The sequence below is a fragment of the Candidatus Pelagibacter sp. genome (assembly GCF_052049935.1).
Taxonomy (GTDB): domain Bacteria; phylum Pseudomonadota; class Alphaproteobacteria; order Pelagibacterales; family Pelagibacteraceae; genus Pelagibacter.
The window spans coordinates 81,512-108,405 of the sequence record NZ_JBNGZA010000005.1; the positions used below are offsets into that span (position 1 = coordinate 81,512).

General features: G+C 30.3%; 19 protein-coding genes and 2 tRNA genes. 15 read left to right on the plus strand and 6 right to left on the minus strand.

Annotation, left to right across the window (positions count from 1 at the left end; all coding sequences use genetic code 11):
• Window positions 1-41: 41 nt before the first annotated feature.
• Window positions 42-2,042 (plus strand): TRAP transporter permease, encoded by a 2,001-nt coding sequence (locus ACTT90_RS03675; RefSeq protein ID WP_440937491.1) that lies wholly within the window; start codon window positions 42-44, stop codon window positions 2,040-2,042.
• Here ACTT90_RS03675 and ACTT90_RS03680 read toward each other — a convergent pair.
• Together ACTT90_RS03680 and ACTT90_RS03685 are read right to left on the minus strand one after the other, a co-directional pair.
• Window positions 2,039-2,464 carry a PaaI family thioesterase gene (locus ACTT90_RS03680; RefSeq protein WP_440937492.1) on the minus strand — a complete coding sequence of 142 codons (426 nt, stop codon included), beginning with the start codon at window positions 2,462-2,464 and terminating at the stop codon, window positions 2,039-2,041. The two genes, ACTT90_RS03675 and ACTT90_RS03680, sit on opposite strands and share 4 nt — an antisense overlap.
• Before the next feature lie 113 nt (window positions 2,465-2,577).
• Window positions 2,578-2,654: transfer RNA gene (locus ACTT90_RS03685), tRNA-Arg, on the minus strand.
• Between the two features lie 82 nt (window positions 2,655-2,736).
• Between ACTT90_RS03685 and ACTT90_RS03690 the strand changes: the two genes are divergently transcribed.
• The 4 genes from ACTT90_RS03690 (at window position 2,737) to ACTT90_RS03705 (ending at window position 9,343) form a co-directional block, all read left to right on the plus strand.
• Entirely contained in the window at window positions 2,737-3,906 is a 1,170-nt protein-coding gene (locus tag ACTT90_RS03690; protein WP_440937493.1) for an acetyl-CoA C-acetyltransferase, read from the plus strand.
• Between the two features lie 218 nt (window positions 3,907-4,124).
• Window positions 4,125-7,181, plus strand: coding sequence for a pyruvate dehydrogenase (acetyl-transferring), homodimeric type (gene aceE / locus ACTT90_RS03695; RefSeq protein WP_440937494.1), 3,057 nt, complete (start codon window positions 4,125-4,127; stop codon window positions 7,179-7,181).
• The gene (locus ACTT90_RS03700) at window positions 7,181-8,440 is read left to right on the plus strand and encodes a 2-oxo acid dehydrogenase subunit E2 (protein ID WP_440937495.1); all 1,260 of its coding nucleotides are present in this window, start codon (window positions 7,181-7,183) and stop codon (window positions 8,438-8,440) included. The genes aceE and ACTT90_RS03700 overlap by 1 nt, the downstream gene beginning before the upstream one ends.
• Complete coding sequence (locus tag ACTT90_RS03705; protein WP_440937496.1) at window positions 8,441-9,343, plus strand: DMT family transporter; 903 nt, start codon at window positions 8,441-8,443, stop codon at window positions 9,341-9,343.
• On the opposite strand, the gene ACTT90_RS03710 is transcribed toward ACTT90_RS03705, so the two are convergent.
• Window positions 9,311-10,075, minus strand: coding sequence for an undecaprenyl-diphosphate phosphatase (locus ACTT90_RS03710; protein WP_440937497.1), 765 nt, complete (start codon window positions 10,073-10,075; stop codon window positions 9,311-9,313). The two genes, ACTT90_RS03705 and ACTT90_RS03710, sit on opposite strands and share 33 nt — an antisense overlap.
• 183 nt (window positions 10,076-10,258) lie before the next feature.
• Between ACTT90_RS03710 and ACTT90_RS03715 the strand changes: the two genes are divergently transcribed.
• Window positions 10,259-11,698, plus strand: a complete 1,440-nt coding sequence (locus ACTT90_RS03715) for an NAD(P)-dependent oxidoreductase (RefSeq protein WP_440937498.1) — start codon at window positions 10,259-10,261, stop codon at window positions 11,696-11,698.
• Window positions 11,698-16,203, plus strand: coding sequence for a glutamate synthase large subunit (gene gltB, locus ACTT90_RS03720; protein WP_440937499.1), 4,506 nt, complete (start codon window positions 11,698-11,700; stop codon window positions 16,201-16,203). The genes ACTT90_RS03715 and gltB overlap by 1 nt, the downstream gene beginning before the upstream one ends.
• Here the strand turns inward: gltB and ACTT90_RS03725 are convergent.
• Window positions 16,200-16,943, minus strand: a complete 744-nt coding sequence (locus ACTT90_RS03725; RefSeq protein ID WP_440937500.1) for an alpha/beta hydrolase — start codon at window positions 16,941-16,943, stop codon at window positions 16,200-16,202. The genes gltB and ACTT90_RS03725 overlap by 4 nt on opposite strands.
• Before the next feature lie 32 nt (window positions 16,944-16,975).
• Between ACTT90_RS03725 and ACTT90_RS03730 the strand changes: the two genes are divergently transcribed.
• Genes ACTT90_RS03730 through lepA form a run of 8 tightly spaced genes read left to right on the plus strand, consistent with a single transcriptional unit; the run spans window position 16,976 to window position 26,557 of the window.
• A complete protein-coding gene (locus ACTT90_RS03730) occupies window positions 16,976-18,142 on the plus strand; it encodes a glycosyltransferase family 4 protein (protein ID WP_440937501.1) in 1,167 nt (388 codons plus the stop codon).
• Window positions 18,143-20,059, plus strand: a complete 1,917-nt coding sequence (gene thrS / locus ACTT90_RS03735) for a threonine--tRNA ligase (RefSeq protein WP_440937502.1) — start codon at window positions 18,143-18,145, stop codon at window positions 20,057-20,059.
• On the plus strand, window positions 20,060-20,605 hold the full coding sequence (gene infC / locus ACTT90_RS03740) for a translation initiation factor IF-3 (protein ID WP_440937503.1): 546 nt from the start codon (window positions 20,060-20,062) through the stop codon (window positions 20,603-20,605).
• Between the two features lie 56 nt (window positions 20,606-20,661).
• The gene (gene rpmI / locus ACTT90_RS03745) at window positions 20,662-20,868 is read left to right on the plus strand and encodes a 50S ribosomal protein L35 (protein ID WP_014953846.1); all 207 of its coding nucleotides are present in this window, start codon (window positions 20,662-20,664) and stop codon (window positions 20,866-20,868) included.
• A 1-nt stretch (window position 20,869) separates the two neighbouring features.
• Window positions 20,870-21,226 (plus strand): 50S ribosomal protein L20, encoded by a 357-nt coding sequence (rplT, locus tag ACTT90_RS03750; RefSeq protein ID WP_014953845.1) that lies wholly within the window; start codon window positions 20,870-20,872, stop codon window positions 21,224-21,226.
• 43 nt (window positions 21,227-21,269) lie between these two features.
• Window positions 21,270-22,337, plus strand: coding sequence for a phenylalanine--tRNA ligase subunit alpha (gene pheS, locus ACTT90_RS03755; protein WP_440937504.1), 1,068 nt, complete (start codon window positions 21,270-21,272; stop codon window positions 22,335-22,337).
• The gene (pheT, locus tag ACTT90_RS03760; protein WP_440937505.1) at window positions 22,334-24,742 is read left to right on the plus strand and encodes a phenylalanine--tRNA ligase subunit beta; all 2,409 of its coding nucleotides are present in this window, start codon (window positions 22,334-22,336) and stop codon (window positions 24,740-24,742) included. Before pheS ends, pheT begins: the two co-directional genes overlap by 4 nt.
• Window positions 24,743-24,748: 6 nt before the next feature.
• Window positions 24,749-26,557, plus strand: coding sequence for a translation elongation factor 4 (gene lepA, locus ACTT90_RS03765; RefSeq protein ID WP_440937506.1), 1,809 nt, complete (start codon window positions 24,749-24,751; stop codon window positions 26,555-26,557).
• 3 nt (window positions 26,558-26,560) lie between these two features.
• Here the strand turns inward: lepA and ACTT90_RS03770 are convergent.
• Together ACTT90_RS03770 and ACTT90_RS03775 are read right to left on the minus strand one after the other, a co-directional pair.
• Window positions 26,561-26,651, minus strand: a tRNA-Ser gene (locus tag ACTT90_RS03770).
• A gap of 4 nt (window positions 26,652-26,655) precedes the next feature.
• Window positions 26,656-26,894, minus strand: a 239-nt coding sequence (locus ACTT90_RS03775) for a hypothetical protein (protein ID WP_440937507.1), incomplete at its 5' end; no start/stop codon positions are given.

Sequence of the window (26,894 nt, forward strand, 5' to 3'; positions counted from 1 at the left end):
AATATTAAACCCTGAGTTTGAAAAAACTCAGGGTTTTTTATATGGAAAACAAAATTTCAACTTTAAAAGAATTAGAGGAAATTGAAAAAAAATATGATCCTCAATTATCATTTAGAGAAATAGGCCCAAAGTTTAACTTAATAATTGTTTCATTACTTGTTTCTATGTCCATTTATCATTTTTGGGCATCTGGTTTTGGACTAGTTAGAGAAGTATTGCATAGAGGCATTCATATTTCTTATGTAATTGGTTTAGTTTTCCTACTTTTTAGTTGGAAAAAACGTTTAAATAAAAAAAAATTTTTTCAAATTCAAAATATTCCAATATTAGATATTATTTTTGCAATTTTAGCAGTTGCATCTGCTTTATATTTACCATTGTTGCCATCAGAAATTTTAGCTCAAAGAGTAGGAAATCCTGAACAAATAGATGTTCTTATGGGAACAATACTTATTGTTCTTACATTGGAAGCTACAAGAAGATCTGTAGGATTTACATTACCTCTAATAGCAATAATCTTTATATTGTTTGCAATCTTTGGTCCGTATGCTCCTGGTGCTTTAAAACATGGTGGTACTAGTTGGTTGGGCTTTGTTAATCACATTTATATTACTAATCAAGGCGTATATGGGATTGCTGTAGGTGTAATGGCGCAATATGTTTTTCTTTTTATTTTATTTGGGGTCCTTGCAACTAGAGTTGGTTTAGGGAAATTATTTATTGATTTAGCAATGTTGATTGCTGGAAAATTCTCAGGTGGCCCCGCAAAAGTTGCAATTTTTTCTTCTGCATTTATGGGAACAATTTCAGGCTCATCAATTGCAAACACTGTTACCACAGGATCACTAACAATTCCTGCGATGAAAAAAGTTGGATACCCATCTCACTTTTCTGGTGCTGTTGAAGCAGCATCATCCACAGGTGGGCAGATCACCCCACCAATTTTGGGTGCAGCAGCATTTATAATGGTTGAATATTTAGAGATACCACTGAAAGATATTTTAGCTGCTGCTTTAATACCTGCCTTGTTACATTATTTTGGTATTTTTATTATGGTTCATTTAGAAGCAAAAAAATTAGGATTAAGAGGGCTTAATAATGATGAACTACCAAATCTTTTAAAAGTTTTAAAAGATAATTGGCTATCAATAATTCCATTAATAATTTTAGTTTATTTTATTTTAGTTGGAAGGACCCCAGACTTTGCAGCAATTTATGGAATTATTTCCTGTGTGGTAATTGGATTTATTAAACCTAATAATAAATTAAATCTCAATGATTTATGGAACTGTTTATCAGTTGGTGCAAAAAATACTTTAGCTGTTGGTGCAGCCGCAACTTGTGTTGGAATTATCGTTGGTGTAGTTACATTGACTGGTGTTGGGTTTAGATTGGGTTTTGTAGTTCTTCAAACAGCAGGTGACATTGGTAATTTTTTTTCTAATATTTGGCCAATTTCATATTTCACTTTTGAACAATTAAAACTTTTTTTTTCTTTAATATTAATTGCAATTTCATGTATCATTATGGGTGCTGGTATACCAACCACAGCAACTTATATCATTCTGGTTGCAGTAGCTGCTCCTGCTTTAGCTCAACTAAATATTGAACCACTTGTTGCACACTTCTTTGTATTTTATTATGGAGTTTTAGCTGATATTACACCACCTGTTGCATTAGCTGCATATGCTGCATCTGGAATTGCAAAATCAAATCCTTTTCAAACAGGTAATACAGCTTTTAGACTAGGAATTGCTAAAGCTTTAGTTCCATTCGTTTTTGTTTATTCACCTTCATTGTTATTGATTACAGGTGATTTTGAGATAAATGAACTTATTATTACTTTAGTAGGAGTATTAATTGGTATAGCTTTACTAGGTATAGCTTTTACTGGATATTTCTTAAAAAATCTTAACTCATATGAAAAATGGATTATAGGATTTGGTTCATTATTTTTTGTAGCACCAGGTCTTAAAACTATGATTATTGGATCAATTATATCTTTTCCAATTTTGATTTATCAGTATTTTAAAAGAAATTAGCCGCCAGGACCTAAGTCTGAAGGTTTTATTTTTAATATTTTCCAAACACCGCTTGCTGAAGCTATAGTATATTCTGCTGACTTTATTTCACAATTTAAAAAAACTAGAGTTTTTGTTTTTTTTAAAATGTTAACTGTACCTAAAATTTCATCACCTACTTTTGATGCACCAATATATTTTAATTCTAAAGAAATTGTTACACAGGGAGCATTACCTGAAACTCTGTGAGCAGCTGTGCCAGCTCCAGCATCAATTAAAGCTGCTATGTATCCACCATGCGTTATTCCCGCTGCATTTAAGTGATTTTCGTTTATGATTGATTTAAATTCATATTTATTCTCAGAAATATTACGAAATAGAACACCACCATTATGTTTCATAAAACCAGGTTTTGTGCTGATTTGTTCAAAATCTTTTGACATGTATTTTAAAGTATAAAAGTTAGTAATAATAAAATTAAAAAAATAATTGCAAAAAAATATATCACTGAATTTTGTAGTGATGACTTTAATAACCAATCAAACATAATTTTTTATGGTGCGCCTGCTAGGAGTCGAACCCAGAACCTCCTGGTCCGTAGCCAAGCGCTCTATCCAGTTGAGCTACAGGCGCTTTTAAATTCTTTCTTTAATTTAGTACACATTCTTTATAATGTAATTTAATATTAAAACTATTAGAAAATAGGTTTAAATTGATGCATGAAATTGTAATTGTTAAAGCATTACGTACTCCAATTGGAACATATAAAGGCTCATTAAAGAATTTAAGTGCAGATAAACTTGGAACAGAAGTAATTAAAAATTTGATTGATCAATCCGATATATCTGTTGAAGAAATTGATGAAGTAATTATGGGGCAAGTCTTAACAGCTGGTCAAGGTCAAAATCCTGCAAGACAGGCATCAGTTAATGCAGGCATACCAATCTCAAAACCAGCTCATATCATTAATCAAGTATGTGGTTCGGGATTAAGAGCAATAATATCTGGGTATCAATCAATTATGTTAAACGACTCTAAAGTTGTGATTGCTGGTGGACAGGAAAACATGTCTAAAGCTCCTCATTCAATTTTTTATAGAGAAGAAAAAAAATTTAATGAAAATCAATTGCATGACACTATGATAAAAGATGGCTTAATAGATGCATTCAATAATTACCATATGGGTGTTACCGCAGAAAATGTTTCTCAGAAATATAGTATCTCTAGAAAAGAACAAGATGAATTTGCACTAAATTCTCAAAATAAAGCAAAAAATGCGATTACAAAAAAATTATTTAAAAATGAATTAATTAAAATCACTGATGAACAAAATAATATTATTTTAGAAATCGATGAACACCCTAGGATAAATCTAGATATTCAAGATTTAAATAAATTAAAAACTGTTTTTAAGGAAAATGGAACAGTAACACCTGGTAATTCATCTGGTATTAATGATGGTGCTGCAGGTGTTGTTTTAACAACAAAAAAAATTGCAGAAACAAAAAATTTAGAAACTTTAGGTCAGATAACTTCATGGAGTTCTGTAGGGGTTGAACCGTCGTTGATGGGTTTGGGACCAATAGATGCAATTAAATTAGCAGTAAAAAAAGCAAAATGGGATATTCACGAAGTTGATTTGTTTGAAATTAATGAAGCTTTTGCAGCTCAAAGTATTGCTGTCATTAGTGAATTAAATTTAGATTATGAAAAAATAAATGTGAATGGTGGAGCAATTGCTTTAGGACATCCTATTGGTGCTTCAGGTGCCAGAATTGTAGTTACTTTGTTACATGAAATGAAACGAAGAAACGTAAAAAAAGGCTGTGCTGCTCTTTGTATTGGCGGCGGCATGGGAATCGCAATGTGTCTTGAAAGAATATAATTATAATCTATCTAAAAATTATAGTTTTATATTTTTTTTCTAATAAATTTTTTTGTATCCAAAATTTAGCGTCAAAAGTGTTATTGTTTGTCTTTCTTAATTTATTTATGAAGTTTTTAATCATAATCGTATTTTGAAGACAAAGAATGTCAGAAAATTGTACATATTATGTTAAATTTAGACACAATTAAAAATTACAGTGTATATAATCTTTAAAAATGACTGAGAAATTAATTGTTCCAGATATAGGTGATTTTGAAAACGTAGAGGTAATTGAATTACTTGTTAAAGAAGGAGACCAAATTAATGAAAATGATCCTGTTGTAACAATTGAAAGTGATAAATCCAGTGTTGAAATACCATCAACATTAACAGGAATAATTGAAAAAATTGAAATTAAAGTTGGCGATAAAGTATCCAAGGGAGACATCTTGTTAACCGTAAATTCTCAAAACAAAAATATTAAAAAAAATGATATACCTAAAAACACAGAAAGTTTGATACAGGAGGCGGAGAAAGCAATTTCTAAAGAAATTACGGTCTCAGAAAAAAATCAAAATGAGAATGTTGATCAATATAATTATGAAAATAAAAAATCTGAGATTATTCAAGTAATTAATGAGGGCGATAATGACCCTTTAGAAACACAAGATTGGGTAGAATCACTTACTGCTGTGATACAAAAACAGGGCAATCAGAGAGCTCATTATCTTATAAAAGAATTAATCAACAAAGCATATATGGAGGGTGCAAACATTCCATATACGCAAAACACACCTTATATAAACACTATTCCAGTTAGTGAGGAAAAAAAATCAAACGGAGATCAAAATATTGAAAGAAGAATAAGATCTTTCATTAGATGGAATGCAGCCGCAATGGTTGTTCGTGCTAACAAGAAATTTCCAGAACTAGGTGGCCATATAGGAACTTTTGCATCAGCAGCAACGCTTTACGATGTAGGAATGAATCATTTTTGGAGAGCAAAAAATGATAAATTTGGAGGAGATTTAGTTTACTTTCAAGGTCATAGTGCACCTGGCATGTATGCCAGAGCTTTTCTTGAAGGAAGATTGAATGAAAAACAATTAGACTCCTTTAGACAAGAAGTTAAACCTGGCGGACTATCGTCATATCCACATCCATGGTTAATGCCAAATTTTTGGCAGTTCCCTACTGTATCAATGGGTCTTGGTCCAATGATGGCAATTTACCAAGCAAGATTTATGAAGTATTTGATTAATCGAGGCTTAATCAAAGATGAAGGAAGAAAAGTTTGGGCTTTTTTAGGTGATGGAGAAATGGACGAACCTGAATCACTTGGTGCAATTGGTTTAGCTTCTAGGGAAAACTTAGATAATTTAATTTTTGTAGTAAATTGTAACCTTCAAAGACTAGATGGACCCGTAAGAGGAAATGGAAAAATTATTCAAGAACTTGAAGGTATCTTTAGAGGAGCTGGTTGGAACGTAATTAAAGTTATTTGGGGATCATATTGGGATCAACTATTAGCAAACGATAAATCTGGTCATCTTGTAAAAGCAATGAATGAAACAGTTGATGGTGAATATCAGGCAATGAAAGCAAGAGATGGTGCATATGTGAGAGAAAAATTTTTTGGCAAGTATCCTGAAACATTAGATCTTGTCTCAAGTATGTCAGATAAAGATATTTGGAGATTGAATAGAGGTGGTCACGATCCACACAAAGTTTATGCAGCTTACGATAAAGCGATGAAAAGTAATGGTAAGCCAACAGTCATTATTACAAAAACTATTAAGGGTTATGGAATGGGAAAAACAGGAGAAAGTGTAAATACAACACATCAGACTAAAAAATTAGATATAGATGATTTAATGTATTACAGAGATAGGTTTGATGTTCCTTTGACCGATGAACAAGTAAAAAATATTGAATATTATAAACCTAAAGAAAGTTCACCTGAAATTAAATACATAAAAGAACGAAGAAGACTATTAGGAGGATATATTCCAGAAAGAACAAGTTATGCAAAAATAATTAAGACACCTCCAAAAAATATTTTTGATAATATGAAAGTATCAACAGGTGAAAAAGAAATGTCTACAACAATGGCCTTGGTTAGAATGTTGACAAGTTTATTGAGAGATAAAAATGTTGCTCCAAGATTAGTTCCAATCATTCCTGATGAGGCTAGAACTTTTGGAATGGAAGGTTTTTTTCAAAAAATTGGAATTTATGCACATGAAGGCCAAAAATATGAACCAGAAGATGCTGCTCAACTAAGTTCTTACAGAGAGGATAAAAGTGGTCAGGTTTTAGAGGAAGGAATTAATGAGGCTGGTGCAATGTCATCTTGGATTGCAGCAGGTACTTCGTACACAAATCATGATATTGAAATGATTCCTATATATCTTTTTTATTCAATGTTTGGGTTTCAAAGAATTGGAGATCTAGCTTGGGCTGGCGCTGATAGTCAATCAAGAGGTTTCTTAATTGGCGCTACTGCTGGAAGAACAACACTAGCAGGTGAAGGTTTACAACACCAAGATGGGCACAGCCATTTAATGGCATCAACTATACCAAACTGTATTTCTTATGATCCCACATATCATTATGAGTTAGCCGTAATTTTCCGGGAAGGTTTAAGAAGAATGCATGAAAAAAAAGAAAATATTTTTTATTACATTACTACAATGAATGAAAATTACCCTCATCCAGCTATTCCTAAAAATAAAGAATGTGAGGAGGGAATATTGAAAGGCATGTATAAAATAAAAGAATTTAACAAACATAAGAAAACAAAAATTCAATTTTTAGGTTCAGGAACAATTTTGAGAGAAATGATTGCTGGAGCAGAAATTCTTCAAAAAGAATATCAAATAGATAGTGAAATTTGGAGCGTTACAAGTTTTAATGAATTGAGAAGAGATGGAATGGAAACCGAAAGATACAATCTGCTTAATCCTGATAAAAATCAAAAGATCTCTTATGTTGAAAAATGTCTTGGAAAGACTGAAGGACCTGTTTTGGCAGCATCTGACTACATGAGAGCAAATTCTGATCAAATAAGACCTTATGTAAATAAAAGCTTTTATTCATTAGGAACTGATGGTTTTGGAAGAAGTGATACCAGAAAAAATTTAAGAAACTTTTTTGAGGTAGATAAAGAACATATAGTTGCATATGGTTTAAGTGTGCTTTCTAAAGAACAACTTATTGCATCTAAATATGCAGCAGATGCGATAAAAAAATATAAAATAAACCCAGACAAAAAAATCCCAACAAAATTATAATGTCACAAACTGAAATTAAAGTTCCAAACATAGGAGATTTTAAAGATGTAGAGGTAATAGAAGTTTTAGTTAAAGAAGGTGATGAAGTTAAAAAAAATGATCCGCTAATAACAATTGAAAGTGATAAATCTAGTGTTGAAATTCCTAGCACGGAAGATGGTAAAATTATTAAGCTTAACTTAAAAATAGGTGACAAAGTTTCAGAAGGAGACAATATTTTACAAATTGAAAAAGATACTAAATCTAATGAAAAACCATCAAAAAATATTGAAGTAAAAAAAGAGGAAAAAGTAATTCAAAAACAAATCAAAGAAATACAACCAAGTTCGGTAGTAGAAATAAATACAGAAGGCGGAATTGCTTTAGCATCACCAAAAACTCGAAAGTTTGCGAGAGAATTAGGTGTTAATATTAATTTAATTAAAGGTAGTCAACTAAAAGGAAGAGTAGATGAAGCTGATATAAAGAATTTTATTTCATCAGGAAATAACAGTTTACATTATGAAGATAAAAGAAATAAAAAAATAGAATTAGAATTTCAGCATGATGAGTTTGGGTCTATCGAGGTAAAAGACATTCCTCGAGTAAAAAAATTAGCATCTACTTACCTGTCAAACTCTTGGTCTAATATTCCTCATGTAACAAATCATGATGAAGCTGACATAACTGAACTAGAAAACTTTCGATCCACATTGACTGACATTTATACTGGAGAAAAAAAAAAGATAACACCATTAGCATTTATTGTTAAAGCGCTAACTGTATCACTAAAAAAATTTCCTAGTTTTAATTCTTCAATTGATGAGATTGAAAATGGAAAAATGACTTTAAAAAAATATTTTCACATAGGTATTGCTGTTGATACCAAACATGGCTTGATGGTACCTAAATTAAGAAATGCTAACAATAAAAGCATATCTAATATAGCTAAAGAGCTAAAAAATTTGGGTGAATTATGTAAAAATCTCAAAATTGATAAAAAAGAATTATTTGGTGGATCTATGACTATTACAAGTTTGGGAGGCATTGGTGGTTCATTTTTTACTCCAATTATCAATTATCCAGAAGTAGCCATTCTAGGGATTGGTAAAGCAGAAAAAAAACAAAAATTTATAAATGGAAAGTTTGAAGCAAGAACAATTCTACCAATCTCTTTATCATACGATCACAGAATAATTGATGGTGCTGAAGCAGCAAGATTCAATAATGATTTAAAAGAAAATCTTGGTAAAAATTTCGCGTATAAACTTGCGGTTTAAATGTCTAAATCAATATCTTTACTGAGCGCTTTATTGTGTACCTTTATTTGGGGGACAACATTTATTGCCCAAGACACTGGAATGGATGATATTGGTCCGTTTACATTTAACGCTGTAAGATTTTTTGTAGGCTTTCTGGCTATTCTTCCATTGGTTTTTCTCTTTGAAACAAAAAAATATAGCTTTGAATTTAAGAAGGATAAAAAATTACTACTAAGACTAACAATTATAATTGGGTTTTCATTATTTTTTGGTTCAGCTTTGCAACAAGTCGCACTGTTATACACAGATGTTGCAAATGCAGCTTTCTTTACAATATTTTATGTTCCACTTGTTCCGATTATAGTTTTCCTATTTAGAAAGAAAAAAATTCATTGGAGTGTTTGGCCTTCGGTTTGTTTATGTTTAATTGGAGGATATCTGTTAACTAATTTTTTTGATGCAACTGTAAGACTTGGAGATAGTTTAGTAATTTTAGGAGCGCTATTTTGGAGTTTTCATATCATTTACACTGATATATTCATTAAAAAATTTAATTTACCTTTAACTTTAGGTGCTGCACAAACAATGATTGTAGCATTACTATCTTTTATTGTAGGCTTAATATATGAAGAATTTATCTTAAAAAATATACTTAAGGAAATTATACCAATCTTATATGCAGGCGTATTGTCTGGTGGTTTTGCATTTGTTTTGCAAATTTATGCTCAAAAAAATATTTCCCCAGCACCTGCAGCAATTATATTTTCTTTAGAAGGAGTTTTTGCAACCATAGCTGCATGGATTATTTTGAGTCAAATTCTTGAAATAAATAATATTTTAGGCTGTATATTTATTTTGTGTGGAGTTTTAATTTCACAACTTGTTCCTTTAATAAATCAAAAAAAGCAGAACCAAACCTAAAGCAATTCTATAAACAACAAATATATTCATAGAAAATTTCTTTATAAAATTTAGAAAAAACTTCACTGTAATGAATGAAAAAAAGAATGATAAGATTATTGCTAAAATAACCAAATAATTGAAATCAACACTTTGTTTTAGAATGTCATTAAAACTTAAAACACTAGCTCCACATAAAGCTGGTATTGATAATAAAAAAGATATTTTTGCAGAGTCGGTTCTGTTGTATTTTAAAAATCTTGCACCCGTAATAACTATACCTGCTCTACTAACACCGGGAATTAATGATAATATTTGAAACAAACCTATAATAAAAATCGATTTGATTGGTAATTCTTTATCCATTGATAATTCTAATTTATTTTTATCTGCAAAATATAATAAAATTCCAAAAGAAATAGTTGTCCAAGCAATTATCTTAACGTCTCTTAAAAGATCAATAAGACCTGTTATATAAACAATAAAACCAAATATGATTAAAGGTATTGAACCAAAAAAAATCAATGAGATAAATTTTTTATTTGATTTAAAATTAAAAATATCAGTTTTATAAAAGAACAATATTGCAAACAAAGAACCAAGGTGAAGACTGATATCAATTAGAAGAGAACTAGATTTAAACTCATACAACGTTGAGACAATTATTAAATGTGAAGATGAACTAATCGGAAGGAATTCTGATACACCTTGAATTAGAGATAGAATAAAAATTTCTATTATATTTTCTAACATTTAAAATTTTCGTACCTTATAAAAATTTAATAACAACAATACAATTTAAGCATATTAGGTATGCAAAATTTAAATTTCCTATATTTTTCAATAAAAAATGATTAATATAAGACAGTAATATTGACCTTTATTTTACTTTATATTGATTTTTCAATGTATATGTTGCCCAGTTCAAAGGTTTTTATGTCTGAAAAAATGTTAAAATTTGTAAAAATAGGTCAACAAACTCCACCTAAAAGAGATGTAAATAGTAGAAAAGATGATTTTAATGAGATTTACGATGAATTTATATCAGACAAAGCAAAATTACAGTCAAGCAGGTGTTCCCAATGTGGTGTGCCTTTTTGCCAAGTTCATTGTCCTTTAAGCAATAATATTCCTGATTGGTTAAAATTAACAGCTGAAGGAAGACTTCAAGAAGCTTACCAATTATCTCAAAGCACAAATAACATGCCAGAAGTATGTGGAAGAATTTGCCCTCAGGATAGATTATGTGAAGGTAATTGTGTAATTGAACAATCTGGTCATGGGACAGTCACCATTGGTTCAATGGAAAAATATATTACAGATAATGCTTGGGAACAAGGTTGGGTTAAACCAATTAAAGTAACAAAAGAAAAAAAACAAAGTATAGGAATTATTGGTGCAGGACCTGCTGGGTTAGCAGCTGCTGAACAGTTAAGAAAAGATGGATACCAAATCACAGTGTATGACAGATATGATAGACCAGGTGGTTTATTAATATACGGGATACCTAATTTTAAATTGGAAAAGTTTGTTGTAGAAAGAAGAACCAATCTTCTTAAAGAAAGTGGAATAAATTTTGAATTGAATTTTGAAGTTGGAAAAGATTTAACACTAGATCAATTAAGAAAAAAACATGATGCATTATTAATTGCAACTGGAGTTTATAAAGCTAGAGAAATAAATATACCAGGTAGTGATTTAGATAATATTTTTCCAGCTATGGATTTTCTAACAGCATCAAATAAAAAAGGTTTAGGTGATCAAGTTGCAGCTTTTGATAAAGGAATAATAAATGCAGAAGGTAAAGATGTTGTAGTTATAGGTGGAGGAGATACAGCGATGGACTGTGTCAGAACATCAATAAGACAAAAGGCAAAATCAGTAAAATGTTTATATCGAAGGGATAAAGAAAATATGCCTGGATCTGCTAGAGAAGTAGCAAACGCAGAAGAAGAAGGTGTGGAATTTGTGTGGCTTTCATCACCTAAAGAATTCAAAGGTAAAAATAAAATTGAAAAAATAATAGTTGATCAAATAGAATTAGGTGAACCAGATGAGACAGGAAGAAGAAAACCAAAAATTAAAGATGGTTCCCATTATGAAATAAATGCAGATATGGTTATAAAGTCTTTAGGTTTTGATCCAGAAGATCTACCCAATTTATTTGGTAACCCTAACTTAAAAGTTACACAATGGGGAACTATTAAAGCTGACTTTGACACTTTAGAAACAAATTTAGATGGAGTTTTTGCAGCAGGTGATATTGTAAGGGGTGCATCATTAGTTGTTTGGGCGATTAAAGATGGAAGAGATGTAGCAGCATCAATAAAAAAATTTTTACAATCAAAACTAATTGAAACTAATAAAGTTGCTTAATGAAAAATTATTTCAAAAATAAAAAATTATTAAAAGACAACCACGTATACACCGAAGAAATGGAACATGATGCTTGTGGTGTAGGAGTGATAGCGTCAACAGAGGGTAAGAAATCTAGATTAGTTGTCGAATATGGCATAGAGGCTTTAAAAGCAGTTTGGCACAGAGGTGCGGTTGATGCAGATGGAAAAACAGGAGATGGAGCCGGTATCCATGTAGAAATACCAAAAGATTTTTTTATAGAAAAAATTGAAGTAACAGGTCATCAGCATGACAATTCAGAAATCTGTATTGGAATGATATTTTTACCAAGAAATGATTATGGTGCGCAAGAGTCTTGCAAAACTATAGTTGAGAGTGAGCTTACGAAAAATGACTTCAGTATTTATGGATGGCGACAGGTACCAGTAAACCCAAGTGTTTTGGGTGAAAAAGCACTTTTGACAATGCCAGAAATAATTCAGGTTTTATTTAAATCAAATAATGAAAGCTTAATAAATAAAGAGCTTGAAAGAAAGATTTATGAAACAAGAAGAAAAATTGAAAATGAAGCTATTAAACAATCATTAAGCAATTTTTATATTTGTTCATTAAGTTCTAAGTCAATTATTTATAAGGGCATGTTTTTAGCAGAAGGGATAGCTGATTTTTATTTAGACTTAAAAGACCCACGCTTTGTATCTAGATATGCAATTTTTCATCAAAGATTTTCGACTAATACGGCTCCTAGTTGGAATTTAGCACAACCTTTTAGAGCAATAGCTCACAACGGTGAGATTAATACTTTTAGAGGCAATAAAAATTGGATGAAAGTTCATGAGCAAGAAATGAATAGTCCTTTATTTGATAATGTGAACAATTTAAAACCAGTTATTCAACAAGGTACTTCAGACTCTGCTGCATTGGATAATGTTTTTGAATTATTAAATATTTCAGGTCAACCAGCACCTTTAGCTAAACTAATGTTAGTTCCAGATGCATGGTCTAAAAAAAATAAAACACTACCAAAAAACCATCAGCAATTATTTAATTTTTTAAATAGCACAATGGAACCCTGGGATGGACCAGCCGCTATAGCTGGAACAGACAATGAATGGGTAATAGCAGCTAATGATAGAAATGGATTAAGGCCTCTTAGATATGCAATCACTAAAGACAAGCTTTTATTTGCAGGATCTGAAACTGGAATGATTGAATTAAATGAAAAAAGAATTGTTGAAAAAGGAAGATTAGGTCCTGGTGAAATTATTGGTGTTAGAATTGAAAAAGGCAAAGTATTTACTAACGAGCAGATTAAAGATTACTTAGCAAAGGAGTACAAACATTTTAATTCACAAATTATAGATTTAGACGACAAATTATCAATTTCTAACGAAAAAAATTGTTTTAGTGGACAAGATTTACGAAAAAAACAACATGCTTTTGGAATTACATTAGAAGATATAGAATTAATTCTTCATCCAATGGCTGAAGACGCAAAAGAAGCAACAGGTTCCATGGGTGACGATACACCTTTAGCTGTGCTCTCAGATAAATATAGACCTTTATATCATTTTTTTAGACAGAATTTTAGCCAAGTTACAAACCCACCAATTGATTCTTTAAGAGAAAATAAAGTAATGAGTCTTAAAACTAGGTTTGGAAATTTAGGAAACATTTTAGACTTTGATACTCTAACAAAAGAGAATATTTATGTATTAAACTCTCCAATTTTATCTAATTCGCAATTAGAAAAGTTCATTGATTTTTTTGGTAAAAATTCAAAAATTATAGACTGTACTTTTTTTAAAGAAGAGAATCTAACTAATGCAATAGATAGAATTCAAAAAGAAGCAGAAATTTCTGTAAGAAAAGGTGTAACTCAGCTTATTTTAAGTGATAAAGAAATCTCATCAGAAAAACTCCCAATCCCAATGTTGTTATGTGTGGGTGCAATAAATAGTTTTTTAATTGAAAAAAAACTTAGAGGCTACGTTTCTATAAATGTTCAATCCGGTGAGGCTTTGGATACTCATTCCTTCGCAACGTTGATTGGTGTGGGAGCCACAACTGTAAATCCTTATTTGGCTTTTGATAGCTTATATCAAAGACACGAAAAAAAGCTTTTTGGACAATTCAGTTTTGATGAATGTGTCGAGAGATACATTAAATCAGTTAACGCTGGTCTATTAAAAATAATGTCTAAGATGGGAATTTCAGTGTTAAGTTCATACAGAGGAGGATGTAATTTTGAAACTGTAGGCTTAAGTAGGACTATAGTATCTGATTATTTCCCGGGAGTTGTTTCAAAAATTTCAGGTATCGGATTAACAGGTATAGAAAAAAAAGTAAGAAATATACACGAAGAAGCATTTGAAAATTCTGATAATATATTACCAATTGGTGGTATTTATAGATATAGAAAGAATGGTGAAACTCACCAGTATCAAGGTCGATTAATTCATTTACTTCAAAGTGCAGTTGGATCAAACTCTTATAATGCTTACAAAAAATATGCTGAAGGTATTTATAACTTACCTCCAATCAATTTAAGAGATCTTATAGATTTTAGAAAAAAGAAATTAGGTCCAAAAATAGATATTTCTGAAGTAGAACCTATAGAGAATATTTTAAAAAGATTTGGTAGTGGAAGCATGTCTCATGGTGCTTTATCTAAAGAAGCTCATGAAACATTAGCAATGGGAATGAATAGAATTAAAGGTGCTTCATGCAGTGGAGAAGGTGGAGAAGATGCAAAAAGATTTAAAGTTTTAGATAATGGGGATAGTGCAAACTCAAGAGTTAAACAAATTGCTTCTGCAAGATTTGGGGTAACAGTAAATTATCTAAATAATTGTAACGAAATTGAAATTAAAATTGCACAAGGAGCAAAACCAGGAGAAGGTGGTCAATTACCTGGGTTTAAAGTAACCGAAGAAATTGCAAAACTTCGTCACTCAACACCAGGTGTAACTTTAATCTCACCTCCACCTCATCACGATATTTATTCAATTGAGGATCTAGCTCAATTAATTTATGACTTAAAACAAATTAATCCTAAAGCCAGAATCGGAGTTAAACTTGTAGCCTCATCAGGAGTTGGAACAATTGCTGCTGGTGTTGCAAAAGCTAAAGCAGATATTATTTTAATTTCTGGTCATAATGGTGGTACAGGGGCCACTCCACAAACAAGTGTAAAATATGTTGGTATTCCATGGGAAATGGGATTAACGGAAGCAAATCAGGTTTTGACTCTTAATAATTTAAGACATCAAGTAACTTTAAGAACAGACGGTGGTATTAAAACTGGGAGAGATGTTGTTATGGCTGCAATGATGGGTGCTGAAGAATATGGAGTTGCAACAACGGCATTGGTTGCTATGGGATGTATAATGGTAAGACAATGTCATTCTAATACATGCCCAGTTGGAGTATGTACACAAGATGAAAAATTAAGAGAAAAATTTACTGGAACACCTGATAAAATTGTAAATTTATTTACCTTTATCGCAACTGAAGTAAGAGAAATTTTAGCTGGCTTAGGATTTAAGTCTTTAAATGAAATAATTGGAAGAACAGATCTTTTGATGCAAGTAAGTAAAGCATCTCCAAATTTAGATGACTTAGATCTTAATCCTTTGTTTGTACAGGCAGACTCAGGTGAAAATAAAAGATACTGTGAAACTCAAGAAATAAATGAAGTGCCAGATACATTAGATCAAGAAATTTGGCCTATTATAGAAAAAAAATTAGATAATAAAGAAGACGTTGATCAATTGTTTACAATAAAAAATACAAATAGAGCGGTTGGAACAAGAATTTCACATCATTTATACAATAAGTTTGGTTACGAAAAATTAGATGAAGAATTTTTGACTTTAAATTTTAAAGGTTCAGCTGGTCAATCATTTGGTGCTTTTTCATCAAAAGGACTAAAGTTAGTTTTAGAAGGTGATGCAAACGATTACGTTGGTAAAGGATTGTCTGGCGCAACAATTTCAATAAAACTTCCAGAGGAAAGTAATTTAATATCAAATGAAAATACAATAATTGGAAACACAGTTCTATATGGCGCAACATCTGGTAAATTATTTGCTGCAGGCCAAGCTGGTGAAAGATTTGCTGTACGTAATTCTGGTGCTACCGCAGTAATTGAGGGGTGTGATTCAAATGGATGTGAATACATGACTGGAGGAATAGTTGTTATTCTAGGTTCTGTTGGTGATAATTTTGGTGCAGGTATGACTGGTGGAATGGCATTTATTTATGACATTGATAAACAATTTGAAAATAAAGTAAATCCAGAGAGTATTATTTGGCAAAATGTTGAAACAAATTTTTGGAGAGATTATTTAAAAGATCTTTTACAAAAACATTCAAATGAAACTAATTCTAGTTTGACAAAAAAAATCTTAGAGAACTTTGTTAGTGAACTAGATAATTTTATTCAAGTTTGTCCAAAAGAAATGTTAGATAAGTTAGATAATCCTATAACCTTAAAACCTTCAACTAAAGCTGTTAGTTAGAGCATTTGCTTAATTTCTTTATTTATTATCTTTAAATTTTTTGGACTTGATAAGCTATGATCACCTTTTTTTATAACAATTAATTTTTTTCTAGCCACACTAAATAGGTTTAAAACTTTTCTAGAATAATTTACTGGTACAGACTCATCTTTGCTCCCATGTATCATTGTGACCTTAATTTTTGAACTTATTTTTTTATTAAGAACTTTATTTTTTTTCCCATCTTTAATTAATTGTAAAGTAATTGGATACTCATAACTTCCATGTTTGATATAGCTTATTTTCTTCTTTAATATTTCATTTTTTATTTTTCTTGGAAATTTTTTCCACATTAAATTTTCTAAAAATTCTGGAGCAGAACCGATACCAACAAAACCTTTAATTTGATCTTTAAAGTGTTTAAATTGATTTAAAGAAATCCAAGCACCCATACTTGAACCAACTAAAATAAAATTATTATTTTTAACAATCTTTTTTATTAATAATTTTGTTTGATTTGACCATTTTGAAATATTGCCATCTATAAATTTACCACTTGATTTTCCATGACCAGAATATTCTAAAGCTAAAAATCCAACTTTATTTTTTTTGGCAAGTTTTAGAAATGATGAGGGTTTTTTTCCTTCTAAATCAGACATAAAACCATGAAGAAAAACTATATAAGTTTTATTTTTAGAAATATTTTTTAAATATCTTATTTTTGTATTTTTTGATGTATTGTAAAAACTAAAATTAGTCATAATTGTTTGTATGATATAGCTCATATATTATAATGAGTAAAATGGCATCTGAATTTAATGTTTTACAAGTAATTCCTAAATTAGGTTATGGAGGAGCAGAAACTGGCTGCTATGACATTGCACATTATCTTCCTGAAAACAATTGTGGATCCTATATTGTAACCAGTGGTGGACCTTTATTGAAATTTATTGATAAAAAAAAAGTAAAACTAATTAGACTTCCTGTTCAAAGTAAAAACCCACTTTTGATTTTGATAAATGCAATAATTTTAATTTTTATAATATTGATATTTAGAATTTCAATTGTTCATGCAAGAAGTAGAGCTCCCGCTTGGTCATGTTTATTAGCTGCAAAATTTACTGGCAGAAAGTACGTTACTACTTTTCATGGTACCTATAATTTTAAAAGTAATTTAAAAAAATTTTACAACTCTGTAATGTTAAGATCAGATTTAATAATTGCAGGATCAAATTTCATATTTTCTCATATTCAAGAAAACTACTCAAAATATCTTAAGTTCAAAAATAAAATGTTAGTAATTTTTCGAGGTATAAATGTTGATTATTTTGATCCAACTACAAAACTTGAAAAAGAAGAAGGTGAATTGTTAAAATCATGGGGTATAAAAAAAAAAAATCAAAAAATAATTTTATTGCCAGGAAGATTAACTTCTTGGAAGGGTCAAGAACTATTTATAGAAGCAATAAATAAAGTAAATATAGAACTTGGCTATCAAGCATTTCATGCAATTATTCTTGGCAGCGATCAAGGAAGAGAGTTGTATAAAAAAAAATTAATCAGATTGTCTGAACAACATAGATTGACAAATCAATTAAAATTTATTGATCATTGTAAAGATATGGCTTTGGCTTATAAAGTTTCAGACATTATCATATCATCATCAATCGAGCCCGAAGCCTTTGGTCGTGTTGCAGTAGAAGCACAATCAATGGAAAAAATAATCATAGCAAGTAATATTGGTGGCTCTAGAGAGACTATTGAAGATGAAAAAACAGGCTTTCTATTTGAATCAGGAAACTCCTCATCATTGAGCAAAACAATCTTAAGAGTTTTGAATATTGATGAATCCACGTTGAAAACAATGGGTATAGAAGGTAGAAAAAACATCAAAAAAAAATTTAATGTTGAAAAAATGTGTTTTTCTACTTATTCAGAATATAAAAAATTATTAAATTAAATGCCTAATATTACCTTACCAGATGGAAACAGTTTAAGTTTTCCAAAAAAAGTAACTGGATTAGAAATAGCAGAAAAGATAAGTAAGTCTTTGGCTAAACAAGCGTTAATAATTAGCGTAGATGGTGAACAAAAAGATCTAGATTATATTATTGAGAAAGATTGTTCTGTTAAAATTCATACATCTAAAGATAAAGAAGGATTAGAAACTATAAGACATGATACTGCACATATTGCAGCAATGGCAGTTCAAGAGTTATTCCCAGGAACACAAGTAACCATTGGTCCTGTAATTGATAATGGATTTTATTATGATTTTGCTAGGAAAGAACCTTTCACTGAAGAAGATCTAGAAAAAATAGAAAAAAAGATGAAAGAAATTGTGGATAGAGATGAGGTTACAAAAAGAGAAGTTTGGGAAAGAAACAAAGCTGTAAAACATTTTAAGGATAAAGGTGAAATTTATAAAGCTGAATTGATTGAGAATATTCCCGAAGGTGAAGATGTATCAATATATTTTCATGGAGAATGGCATGATCTTTGTAGAGGCCCTCATTTATCTTCCACAGGAAAAATTGGAAAATACTTTAAATTAATGAAAGTGTCAGGAGCTTACTGGAGAGGGGACTCTAATAATGAAATGCTTCAAAGAATCTATGGAACTAGTTGGTCTAATCAGAAAGATTTGGATAATTATTTAAAAAGATTAGAAGAAGCTGAAAAAAGAGATCACAGAAAACTTGGAAAAGAAATGGATTTATTTCATTTCAGAGAAGAAAGTCCAGGTTCGGTTTTCTGGCATGAAAAAGGTTGGGCTCTATTTCAAAAATTAATTAATTATATGAGAAATAGGCAAAACAAAGCTGGATATAAAGAGGTTAATACTCCAGAAATTTTAGACAGATTATTATGGGAAAAATCAGGTCATTGGGAAAAGTATGGAGAAAATATGTACACATCTGAAACTCCAGATGAAAAAGTTTTTGCAATAAAACCTATGAATTGTCCAGGCCATATACAAGTTTTCAATCAAGGTTTAAAAAGTTATAGAGATTTACCATTAAGAATAAGTGAGTTTGGAAAAGTTCATAGATACGAACCCTCAGGCGCACTACATGGTTTATTGAGGGTAAGAGCTTTCACCCAAGATGATGCACATATTTTTTGTTCAGAGGATCAAATAGCTAGTGAGTGCCTAATCGTTACTAATTTGATTTTAGATATTTACAAAGAATTAGGTTTTGAAAATGTAATACTAAAATATGCAGATAGACCAGAGGTGAGAGTTGGCAGTGATGAAGTTTGGGATAAAGCTGAAGCATCTTTATTAGATGCGGTTAAGGCCTCAAAATTAGAATATAGTATTAATAAAGGCGAAGGTGCTTTTTACGGACCAAAAATTGAATTTGTTTTAAGGGATGCAATTGGAAGAGATTGGCAATGTGGTACACTTCAAGTTGATTTAAATTTACCTGAGAGATTAGGAGCTTCTTATGTTGATAAAGATGGTTCAAAAAAAATTCCAGTAATGCTTCACAGAGCTTTATTTGGATCATTAGAAAGATTTATTGGAATTCTAATTGAACACTATGCTGGAAAATTTCCTTTTTGGATATCACCTTTACAAACAGTTGTAATACCAGTCTCAGATGAATTTAATGATTATGCAATAGATGTCTCTAATAAACTTAAACACTCTGGAATTACATCAATCACAGATACAAAAAACAATAATTTAAATTATAAAATAAGAGATCATTCGCTAGCTAAAGTACCTCTTTTATTAATTTGTGGTAAAAAAGAAGTTGACTCTAATTCAGTAACGATTAGAAGATTGGACTCTAACAAACAAGAAAATATGGAATTAAATTCTTTTATTAAAACATACTCTGCTTTAAACAAAGCATCTTCAAACTAAGTGGCAGATTTCAAGCAAAATTATTTTCAGAGAAGGACCAAGGATAGAGGACCAAGATCTAATAACAGAATCTCGTCACCAGAAGTTCAAGTAATTAACAGTGATGGAGAAAATTTAGGAATACTAAATACAAGTGAAGCAATTACTACAGCAAAAAATCAAGGATTAGATTTAATTGAAATAGCTCCAAATGCAAATCCACCAGTTTGTAAAATTATGGACATGGGCAAGTTTAAATATGATGCTCAGAAAAAAGCTAATCTTGCAAAAAAAAAACAAAAAATAATTTCTTTGAAAGAAATAAAAATGAGACCTGTAACAGAAACTCATGATTATGAATTTAAAGTCAAAAATGCTAAGAAATTTATAGCTAAAGGAGACAAAGTTAAGTTTACAATTAGATTTAAAGGTAGAGAGTTGCAACATTCTCATTTGGGAAATGAGTTGATGAACAAGATTAAAGAGGACATGAAAGATATAGGAAAAGTAGAATTAAATCCCAAGTTTGATGGAAAACAGATGATAATGGTGATTCAGCCTCTATAATTAAGCTATATTATAGTTGTAAATTTTTATCATTCTTTGTATAACACCGCAAAATTATGCCAAAACTAAAGACTAAAAGCTCAGCTAAAAAAAGATTTAAAATTTCTGCAAAAGGAAAAGTGATTTCTGCACAAGCAGGTAAAAGACACGGCATGATTAAAAGAACAAATTCACAAATAAGAAAATTAAGAGGCACTACATCACTATCAAAACAAGATGGTAAAATAGTTAAATCGTATATGCCTTACAGTTTAAGAGGATAAAATGGCAAGAGTTAAAAGAGGTGTAACTAGCAAAGCAAAACATAAAAAAGTTTTAAAAGCTGTTAAAGGCCAATGGGGCAGAAGAAAAAATACCATTAGAGTTGCTAAACAAGCAATGGAAAAGGCAATGCAGTATGCTTACAGAGACAGAAGAAATAAGAAAAGAGACTTCAAATCTTTGTGGATACAAAGAATTAATGCTGGCGTAAGAGCTGAAGGTTTAACATACTCTAAATTTATTAATGGTCTTAATAAGTGCGGAATTACAATAGATAGAAAAATTCTTGCAGAAATTGCTTATGACAGCCCAGAAGCATTTAAAACTATCGTTCATAAAGCACAATCAGCTCTAAATTAATCTTCTCTATTGTTTTTATTTCTTAAGGAAATAATCTAACGTTATGTCAGACTTAAAAAATATTCATGAAGAATATAGGACTAAGCTAAAAGAAAAATTAAGCTTAGATCAAATTAATCAAATAAAATCAGATCTGTTTGGAAAAAATGGGCTTATTTCCTCTCAATTTAAAACATTAGGTTCACTTGATGAAAATAAAAGAAAACAATTTGCCTCTGAACTGAACAAAATTAAAGATGAATTACAAAATACTATTTCAGAAAAATTTAAAGAATTAGAATTAAAAAAAATTAATGAAAAATTAGAAAATGAAAAAGTAGATATTACTTTACCAGAAAGGCCTATTGAGAGAGGAAAAATTCATCCTGTATCACAAACAATAGATGAAATTTCATCTATATTTTCAGAAATTGGCTTTAGTGTGGAAGAAGGACCTGATGTTGAAAATCAATACAATAATTTTACAGCATTAAATACCCCCGATTATCACCCAGCAAGAGACATGCATGACACATTCTATCTTGATGAACAAAAAGAAATATTATTAAGAACACACACTTCACCAGTGCAAATAAGAACTATGCTTAAAGACAAACCACCATTTAAAATCATTGCACCTGGAAGAACATATAGATCAGATAGTGATCAAACACATGCACCAATGTTTCATCAAGTAGAAGGATTGCACATAGATAAAGACATTAATATGGGTCACTTAAAAGGATGTCTTAATTATTTTATCAAAGAGTTTTTTGAAATTGATAAAATTAAGATGAGGTTTAGACCAAGCCATTTTCCTTTCACAGAACCATCTGCTGAAGTAGATATTGGTTATGAAATTAAGGATGGCAAAATAGTTATCGGAGAAGGAGATCAATGGTTAGAAATTTTGGGTTGTGGGATGGTTCATCCAAATGTTCTAAGAAATGTAAAAGTTGATCCAGATAAATTCCAAGGTTACGCTTTTGGAATTGGAATTGATAGACTTGCAATGCTTAAATATGGAATAAATGACTTAAGAGCATTCTTTGAATGTGATTACAGGTGGTTAAACCATTTTGGTTTTGATCCATTAGATGTCCCAACCAATTATAGAGGATTAAGTCGATGAAAATAACTTATGATTGGTTAAAGGATCATTTAAAAACAAATCAAACTGAGGAAAAGTTATTAGAACAACTAACCAATGTAGGTTTGGAGGTAGAAGGTGTTGAGAGGTTATCTGAAGGACAAGATTTATTTAAAGTTGCAAAAATACTAAAAACAGAAAAACATCCTGATGCTGATAGATTAAAAGTGTGTGATGTAGATGTTGGAGACAAAGAAACTAAAAAAGTTGTTTGCGGAGCTCCAAACGCAAGAGAAGGTTTGTTGACAATTTATGCACCTCCAGGAGCAGTTATACCTAAAAGTGGATTAAAATTAGTGGTTGCTAAAATAAGAGGAGTTACTTCCCATGGTATGCTTTGTTCAGAATCAGAATTAAAATTATCTGATGAAAGTGAAGGGATTACAGAATTACCATCATCAAAATATTCAAAGAAAGTTGGAAAAAATTATTTTGAAAAACCAAGCTCAAATTTAATTGATTTGTCTATCACACCTAATAGACCAGATTGTTTAGGTGTAAGAGGTATTGCTAGAGATCTTGCGGCATCAGGTTTTGGAAAACTCAAAGAAATAAAATTAAAAAAATTAAAATCAGCGAGTAAACGAAAAATTAAAATCTCATTAAAAAAAGAGAAAATTCAAGCTTGCTCAGTTTTTGGAAGCTGCTTAATAACAAATGTAAAAAATACTGAAAGTCCAGAATGGTTAAAACAAAAACTAATTTCAATTGGACAAAAGCCAATTTCAGCAATTGTGGATATTACAAATTATATGATGTTTGATAACAATAGACCACTCCATGTTTTTGATGCTGATAAAATTGAAAAAGAACTAATAGTTAGAAATTCAAAAAAAGGTGAAAAGTTCGATGCTTTAGATAATAAAATTTATACTCTAGATGAAAACATGTGTGTTATTAGCGATAATAAAGGACCACTGGCACTTGGGGGTATTATGGGTGGCATAAGATCCGGAACGCAAATGGATACAAAAAACGTATTGATTGAGTCAGCTTATTTTGATCCAACAATTACACGAAAAACTGCCAAAAAATTGAATATCGATTCTGATGCAAAGTTTCGATTTGAGAGAGGTATAGATCCTCAATCAGTTGAGGAAGGATTAATTAGGTCTGCAAACCTTATTCATGAAATTTGTGGTGGTGAAATTGGAAAAGTAGAAATTCAAAAAATTAAAAAATTTAAAACTACTGAGATTAACTTTGATCAAAAATTATTTGAAAAAATAATGGGTCTAAAAATATCAAGTTCTGATGTAACTAATATTATGAATAATCTTGGATTTAAAATTAAGAAAAGCAAAAAATTATTGAAGCTACAAGTCCCATCTTGGAGGCCAGATATTTCTCAACCAATAGATGTTGTTGAAGAATTAGCAAGAATTAAAGGTTATGATAAAATAAAAACAATAGAACCTGAAAAAGGAAGATTAAAACCGACATTAAATAAAACTCAAAAGTTATTTCATTTTCTACAAAGAGCTGTTGCATCAAAAGGTTATCATGAAGTTGTTACGTGGTCTTTTACAGACAATAAATTCAATAATTTATTCAAAGGTGAAAATAAAGAGATTAAGATTGTAAATCCTATCAGTTCTGATTTGGGTGTTCTGAGGAATTCATTATATTCTAATTTAACAATGTATCTCAATAAAAATATAGATAGAGGCTATAAAGACATTTCTTTATTTGAAATCGGACCTGTGTTCACTGGTAAAAATCCAGGTGACCAAATCACAGTAGTTTGTGGAATTAGTACAGGAAAAAAATCTAGATTATCTTGGATTGAAAAAGAAAGAGATGTTGATGTTTTCGATGTTAAAAGAGATGTTATTCAAACATTGTCTGAAGCAGGTTATAATCCAGAAAAATTTGTTATAGATGATGAAACTCCAAATTATTATCATCCAGGAAAGTCTGGAAGAATATTTTTAAATGCTGGTAAAGAACATACAGCTGCTTATTTTGGAGAATTACATCCAAGTATAATTAAAGATATTGATATGAAAATAAATGTTTTAACTGGTTTTGAGATTTTTTTAGAAAATTTAAAACAACCCAAAAAAACACTGAATGATCAAAAATCAAAGTATTCTGTTTCTGATTTTCAAAAATCAGAGAGAGACTTTGCATTTATTATTGATAAAAAAGTTAAAGCTCAGGATTTGATTAAAATAATTTCTAATGTAGATAAAAACTTAATACAAAATGTAAAAATTTTTGATCTCTATGAGGGAGATAATATTCCCAATGATAAAAAATCTATAGCTTTAAATGTCACAATACAGTCAAATGAAAAAACTTTAAAAGATAAAGATCTTGAGAATTTAAATAATTTAATCATCAAATCTGTTGAAGATAAAACTGGTGCTAAAATAAGATCATAAATTAAAATGAGCACAATTGATCATATAAGAAACTTTGCAATAATTGCACATATAGATCACGGCAAATCTACTATAGCAGATCGAATTATTCATCTTTGTGGAGGACTAACAGAAAGAGAAATGAAAGCACAAGTTCTCGACTCTATGGATATAGAGAGAGAAAGAGGAATTACAATCAAAGCGCAAACTGTAAAATTAAATTACAAAGCAAAAGATGGAAAAAATTATATTCTAAATATTATTGATACTCCAGGCCATGTTGATTTTAGTTATGAGGTAAGTAGATCACTTTATGCATGTGAAGGTTCAATATTAATTGTTGATAGTACTCAAGGAGTAGAGGCTCAAACATTAGCTAATGTATATCAAGCGTTAGATATAGATCATGAAATTATTCCAGTTTTAAATAAAATTGACTTACCTGCTTCAGATTTAGATCGATCTAAGAAACAAATAGAAGATGTAATTGGCATTGAAACAGACGATGCAGTTCCTTGTTCAGGAAAAACAGGTGAAGGTGTTGAGTTAATTTTAGAACAAATAGTAAATAAACTACCAAGTCCTAAAGGTAATCTTAATGAAGATCTTAAGTGTCTTTTGGTTGATAGTTGGTACGATACTTATCTAGGGGTTGTGATTCTAATTAGAGTAATTAATGGAAGCATAAAAAAGAACATGAAAATTAAAATGGTTTCAACAAATAGGGAATATATTGTTGAGAAAGTTGGTGTATTCACACCTAAACCAAAAGACTTAGAGGAACTTCAAGCAGGTGAGATAGGTTTTATTATAACTGGTATTAAAGTTTTATCTGAAACAAAAGTTGGTGATACAATTTGTGATACATCAAAACCAGATGTTGAGCCTTTACCAGGATTTAAACCAAGTAAACCTGTAGTGTTTTGTGGATTATTTCCTGTTGATAGTTCTGAATATCAAAAATTAAAAGATGGATTAGCTAAATTACAATTAAATGATGCTAGTTTTTCATTTGAAGCCGAATCTTCATCAGCTTTAGGCTTAGGTTTTAGGTGTGGTTTTTTAGGATTATTACATCTAGAGATAATAACAGAAAGATTGGAAAGAGAATTTGACGTTAATCTTTTAACAACTACACCTGGAGTTGTTTATAAAGTTCATCTTAATAATGGTGATATTATTGATTTACAAAATCCATCAAGCTTACCTGATCCGACACTTATAAAATCAATAGAGGAACCTTGGATAAAGGCTACAGTAATCACCCCAGATGAATATTTAGGATCAATAATTAAACTTTGCCAAGACAAAAGAGGAATTCAAACTAACTTAAGTTATTCAGGTAACAGGGCAGTATTATCATACGAGCTACCATTAAATGAAGTAGTTTTTGATTTTAATGACAGAATAAAATCTATGACCAGTGGTTATGCAAGCTTCGATTATGAGATTATAGGACATCGCGAAGGAGATCTTGTAAAACTAGGTATTTTGGTAAATGGAGAACCAGTTGATGCTTTAGCAATGATGATACATAAGGATTTTGCTCAAAGAACTGGAAGAGAAGTTTGTGAAAAACTTAAAGATTTAATTCCAAGACATAATTTTATGATACCAGTGCAGGCTGCAATTGGAGGTAAAATTATTGCTAGAGAGACAATTAAGGGCTTTAAAAAAGATGTCCTTACCAAGATTCATGGTGGTGGGGCAACTGATAGAAAAAGAAAACTTTTAGAAAAACAAAAAAAAGGTAAAGCTAGATCAAAACAATTTGGTCGAGTTGAGATTCCACAAGAAGCCTTTATTGGAGTACTCAAAATTAATAAAGAAAAATAATTTTGGCGGTGAGGACAAGATTCGAACTTGCGATACCAATTAAGGCATGCCTGCTTTCCAAGCAGGTGGATTAAACCAACTCTCCCACCTCACCTAATCTAATATAAATTATCTAAAATTTTTTTTTGAATTAATTTTGAAGATAATTTTCTGGTATTATAATAAATATTTTTTGAATAAATTACCTTACTTTCAGGTTTGGTGTGAATAGGTATATATATAGCATGAACCTTTTTTTTTAAGGCAGAACCCAAACAAACAGGCCCTGACTCATTTCCTATTACAATATCACAGGAATCTATAATATTTATTATTTTTGAAATATTATACTTATATG

Excerpts from the sequence above, each read along its gene's own strand:
- ACTT90_RS03690 (WP_440937493.1), top strand. The coding sequence starts at position 2,737 with ATGCATGAAATTGTAATTGTTAAAGCATTACGTACTCCAATTGGAACA.
- ACTT90_RS03705 (WP_440937496.1), top strand. The coding sequence starts at position 8,441 with ATGTCTAAATCAATATCTTTACTGAGCGCTTTATTGTGTACCTTTATT.
- lepA (WP_440937506.1), top strand. The coding sequence starts at position 24,749 with ATGAGCACAATTGATCATATAAGAAACTTTGCAATAATTGCACATATA.
- ACTT90_RS03680 (WP_440937492.1), bottom strand. The coding sequence starts at position 2,464 with ATGTCAAAAGATTTTGAACAAATCAGCACAAAACCTGGTTTTATGAAA.
- ACTT90_RS03675 (WP_440937491.1), top strand. The coding sequence starts at position 42 with ATGGAAAACAAAATTTCAACTTTAAAAGAATTAGAGGAAATTGAAAAA.
- pheS (WP_440937504.1), top strand. The coding sequence starts at position 21,270 with ATGTCAGACTTAAAAAATATTCATGAAGAATATAGGACTAAGCTAAAA.
- ACTT90_RS03725 (WP_440937500.1), bottom strand. The coding sequence starts at position 16,943 with ATGACTAATTTTAGTTTTTACAATACATCAAAAAATACAAAAATAAGA.
- gltB (WP_440937499.1), top strand. The coding sequence starts at position 11,698 with ATGAAAAATTATTTCAAAAATAAAAAATTATTAAAAGACAACCACGTA.
- thrS (WP_440937502.1), top strand. The coding sequence starts at position 18,143 with ATGCCTAATATTACCTTACCAGATGGAAACAGTTTAAGTTTTCCAAAA.
- ACTT90_RS03700 (WP_440937495.1), top strand. The coding sequence starts at position 7,181 with ATGTCACAAACTGAAATTAAAGTTCCAAACATAGGAGATTTTAAAGAT.
- ACTT90_RS03715 (WP_440937498.1), top strand. The coding sequence starts at position 10,259 with ATGTCTGAAAAAATGTTAAAATTTGTAAAAATAGGTCAACAAACTCCA.
- pheT (WP_440937505.1), top strand. The coding sequence starts at position 22,334 with ATGAAAATAACTTATGATTGGTTAAAGGATCATTTAAAAACAAATCAA.
- rplT (WP_014953845.1), top strand. The coding sequence starts at position 20,870 with ATGGCAAGAGTTAAAAGAGGTGTAACTAGCAAAGCAAAACATAAAAAA.
- ACTT90_RS03730 (WP_440937501.1), top strand. The coding sequence starts at position 16,976 with ATGAGTAAAATGGCATCTGAATTTAATGTTTTACAAGTAATTCCTAAA.
- aceE (WP_440937494.1), top strand. The coding sequence starts at position 4,125 with ATGACTGAGAAATTAATTGTTCCAGATATAGGTGATTTTGAAAACGTA.
- ACTT90_RS03710 (WP_440937497.1), bottom strand. The coding sequence starts at position 10,075 with ATGTTAGAAAATATAATAGAAATTTTTATTCTATCTCTAATTCAAGGT.
- rpmI (WP_014953846.1), top strand. The coding sequence starts at position 20,662 with ATGCCAAAACTAAAGACTAAAAGCTCAGCTAAAAAAAGATTTAAAATT.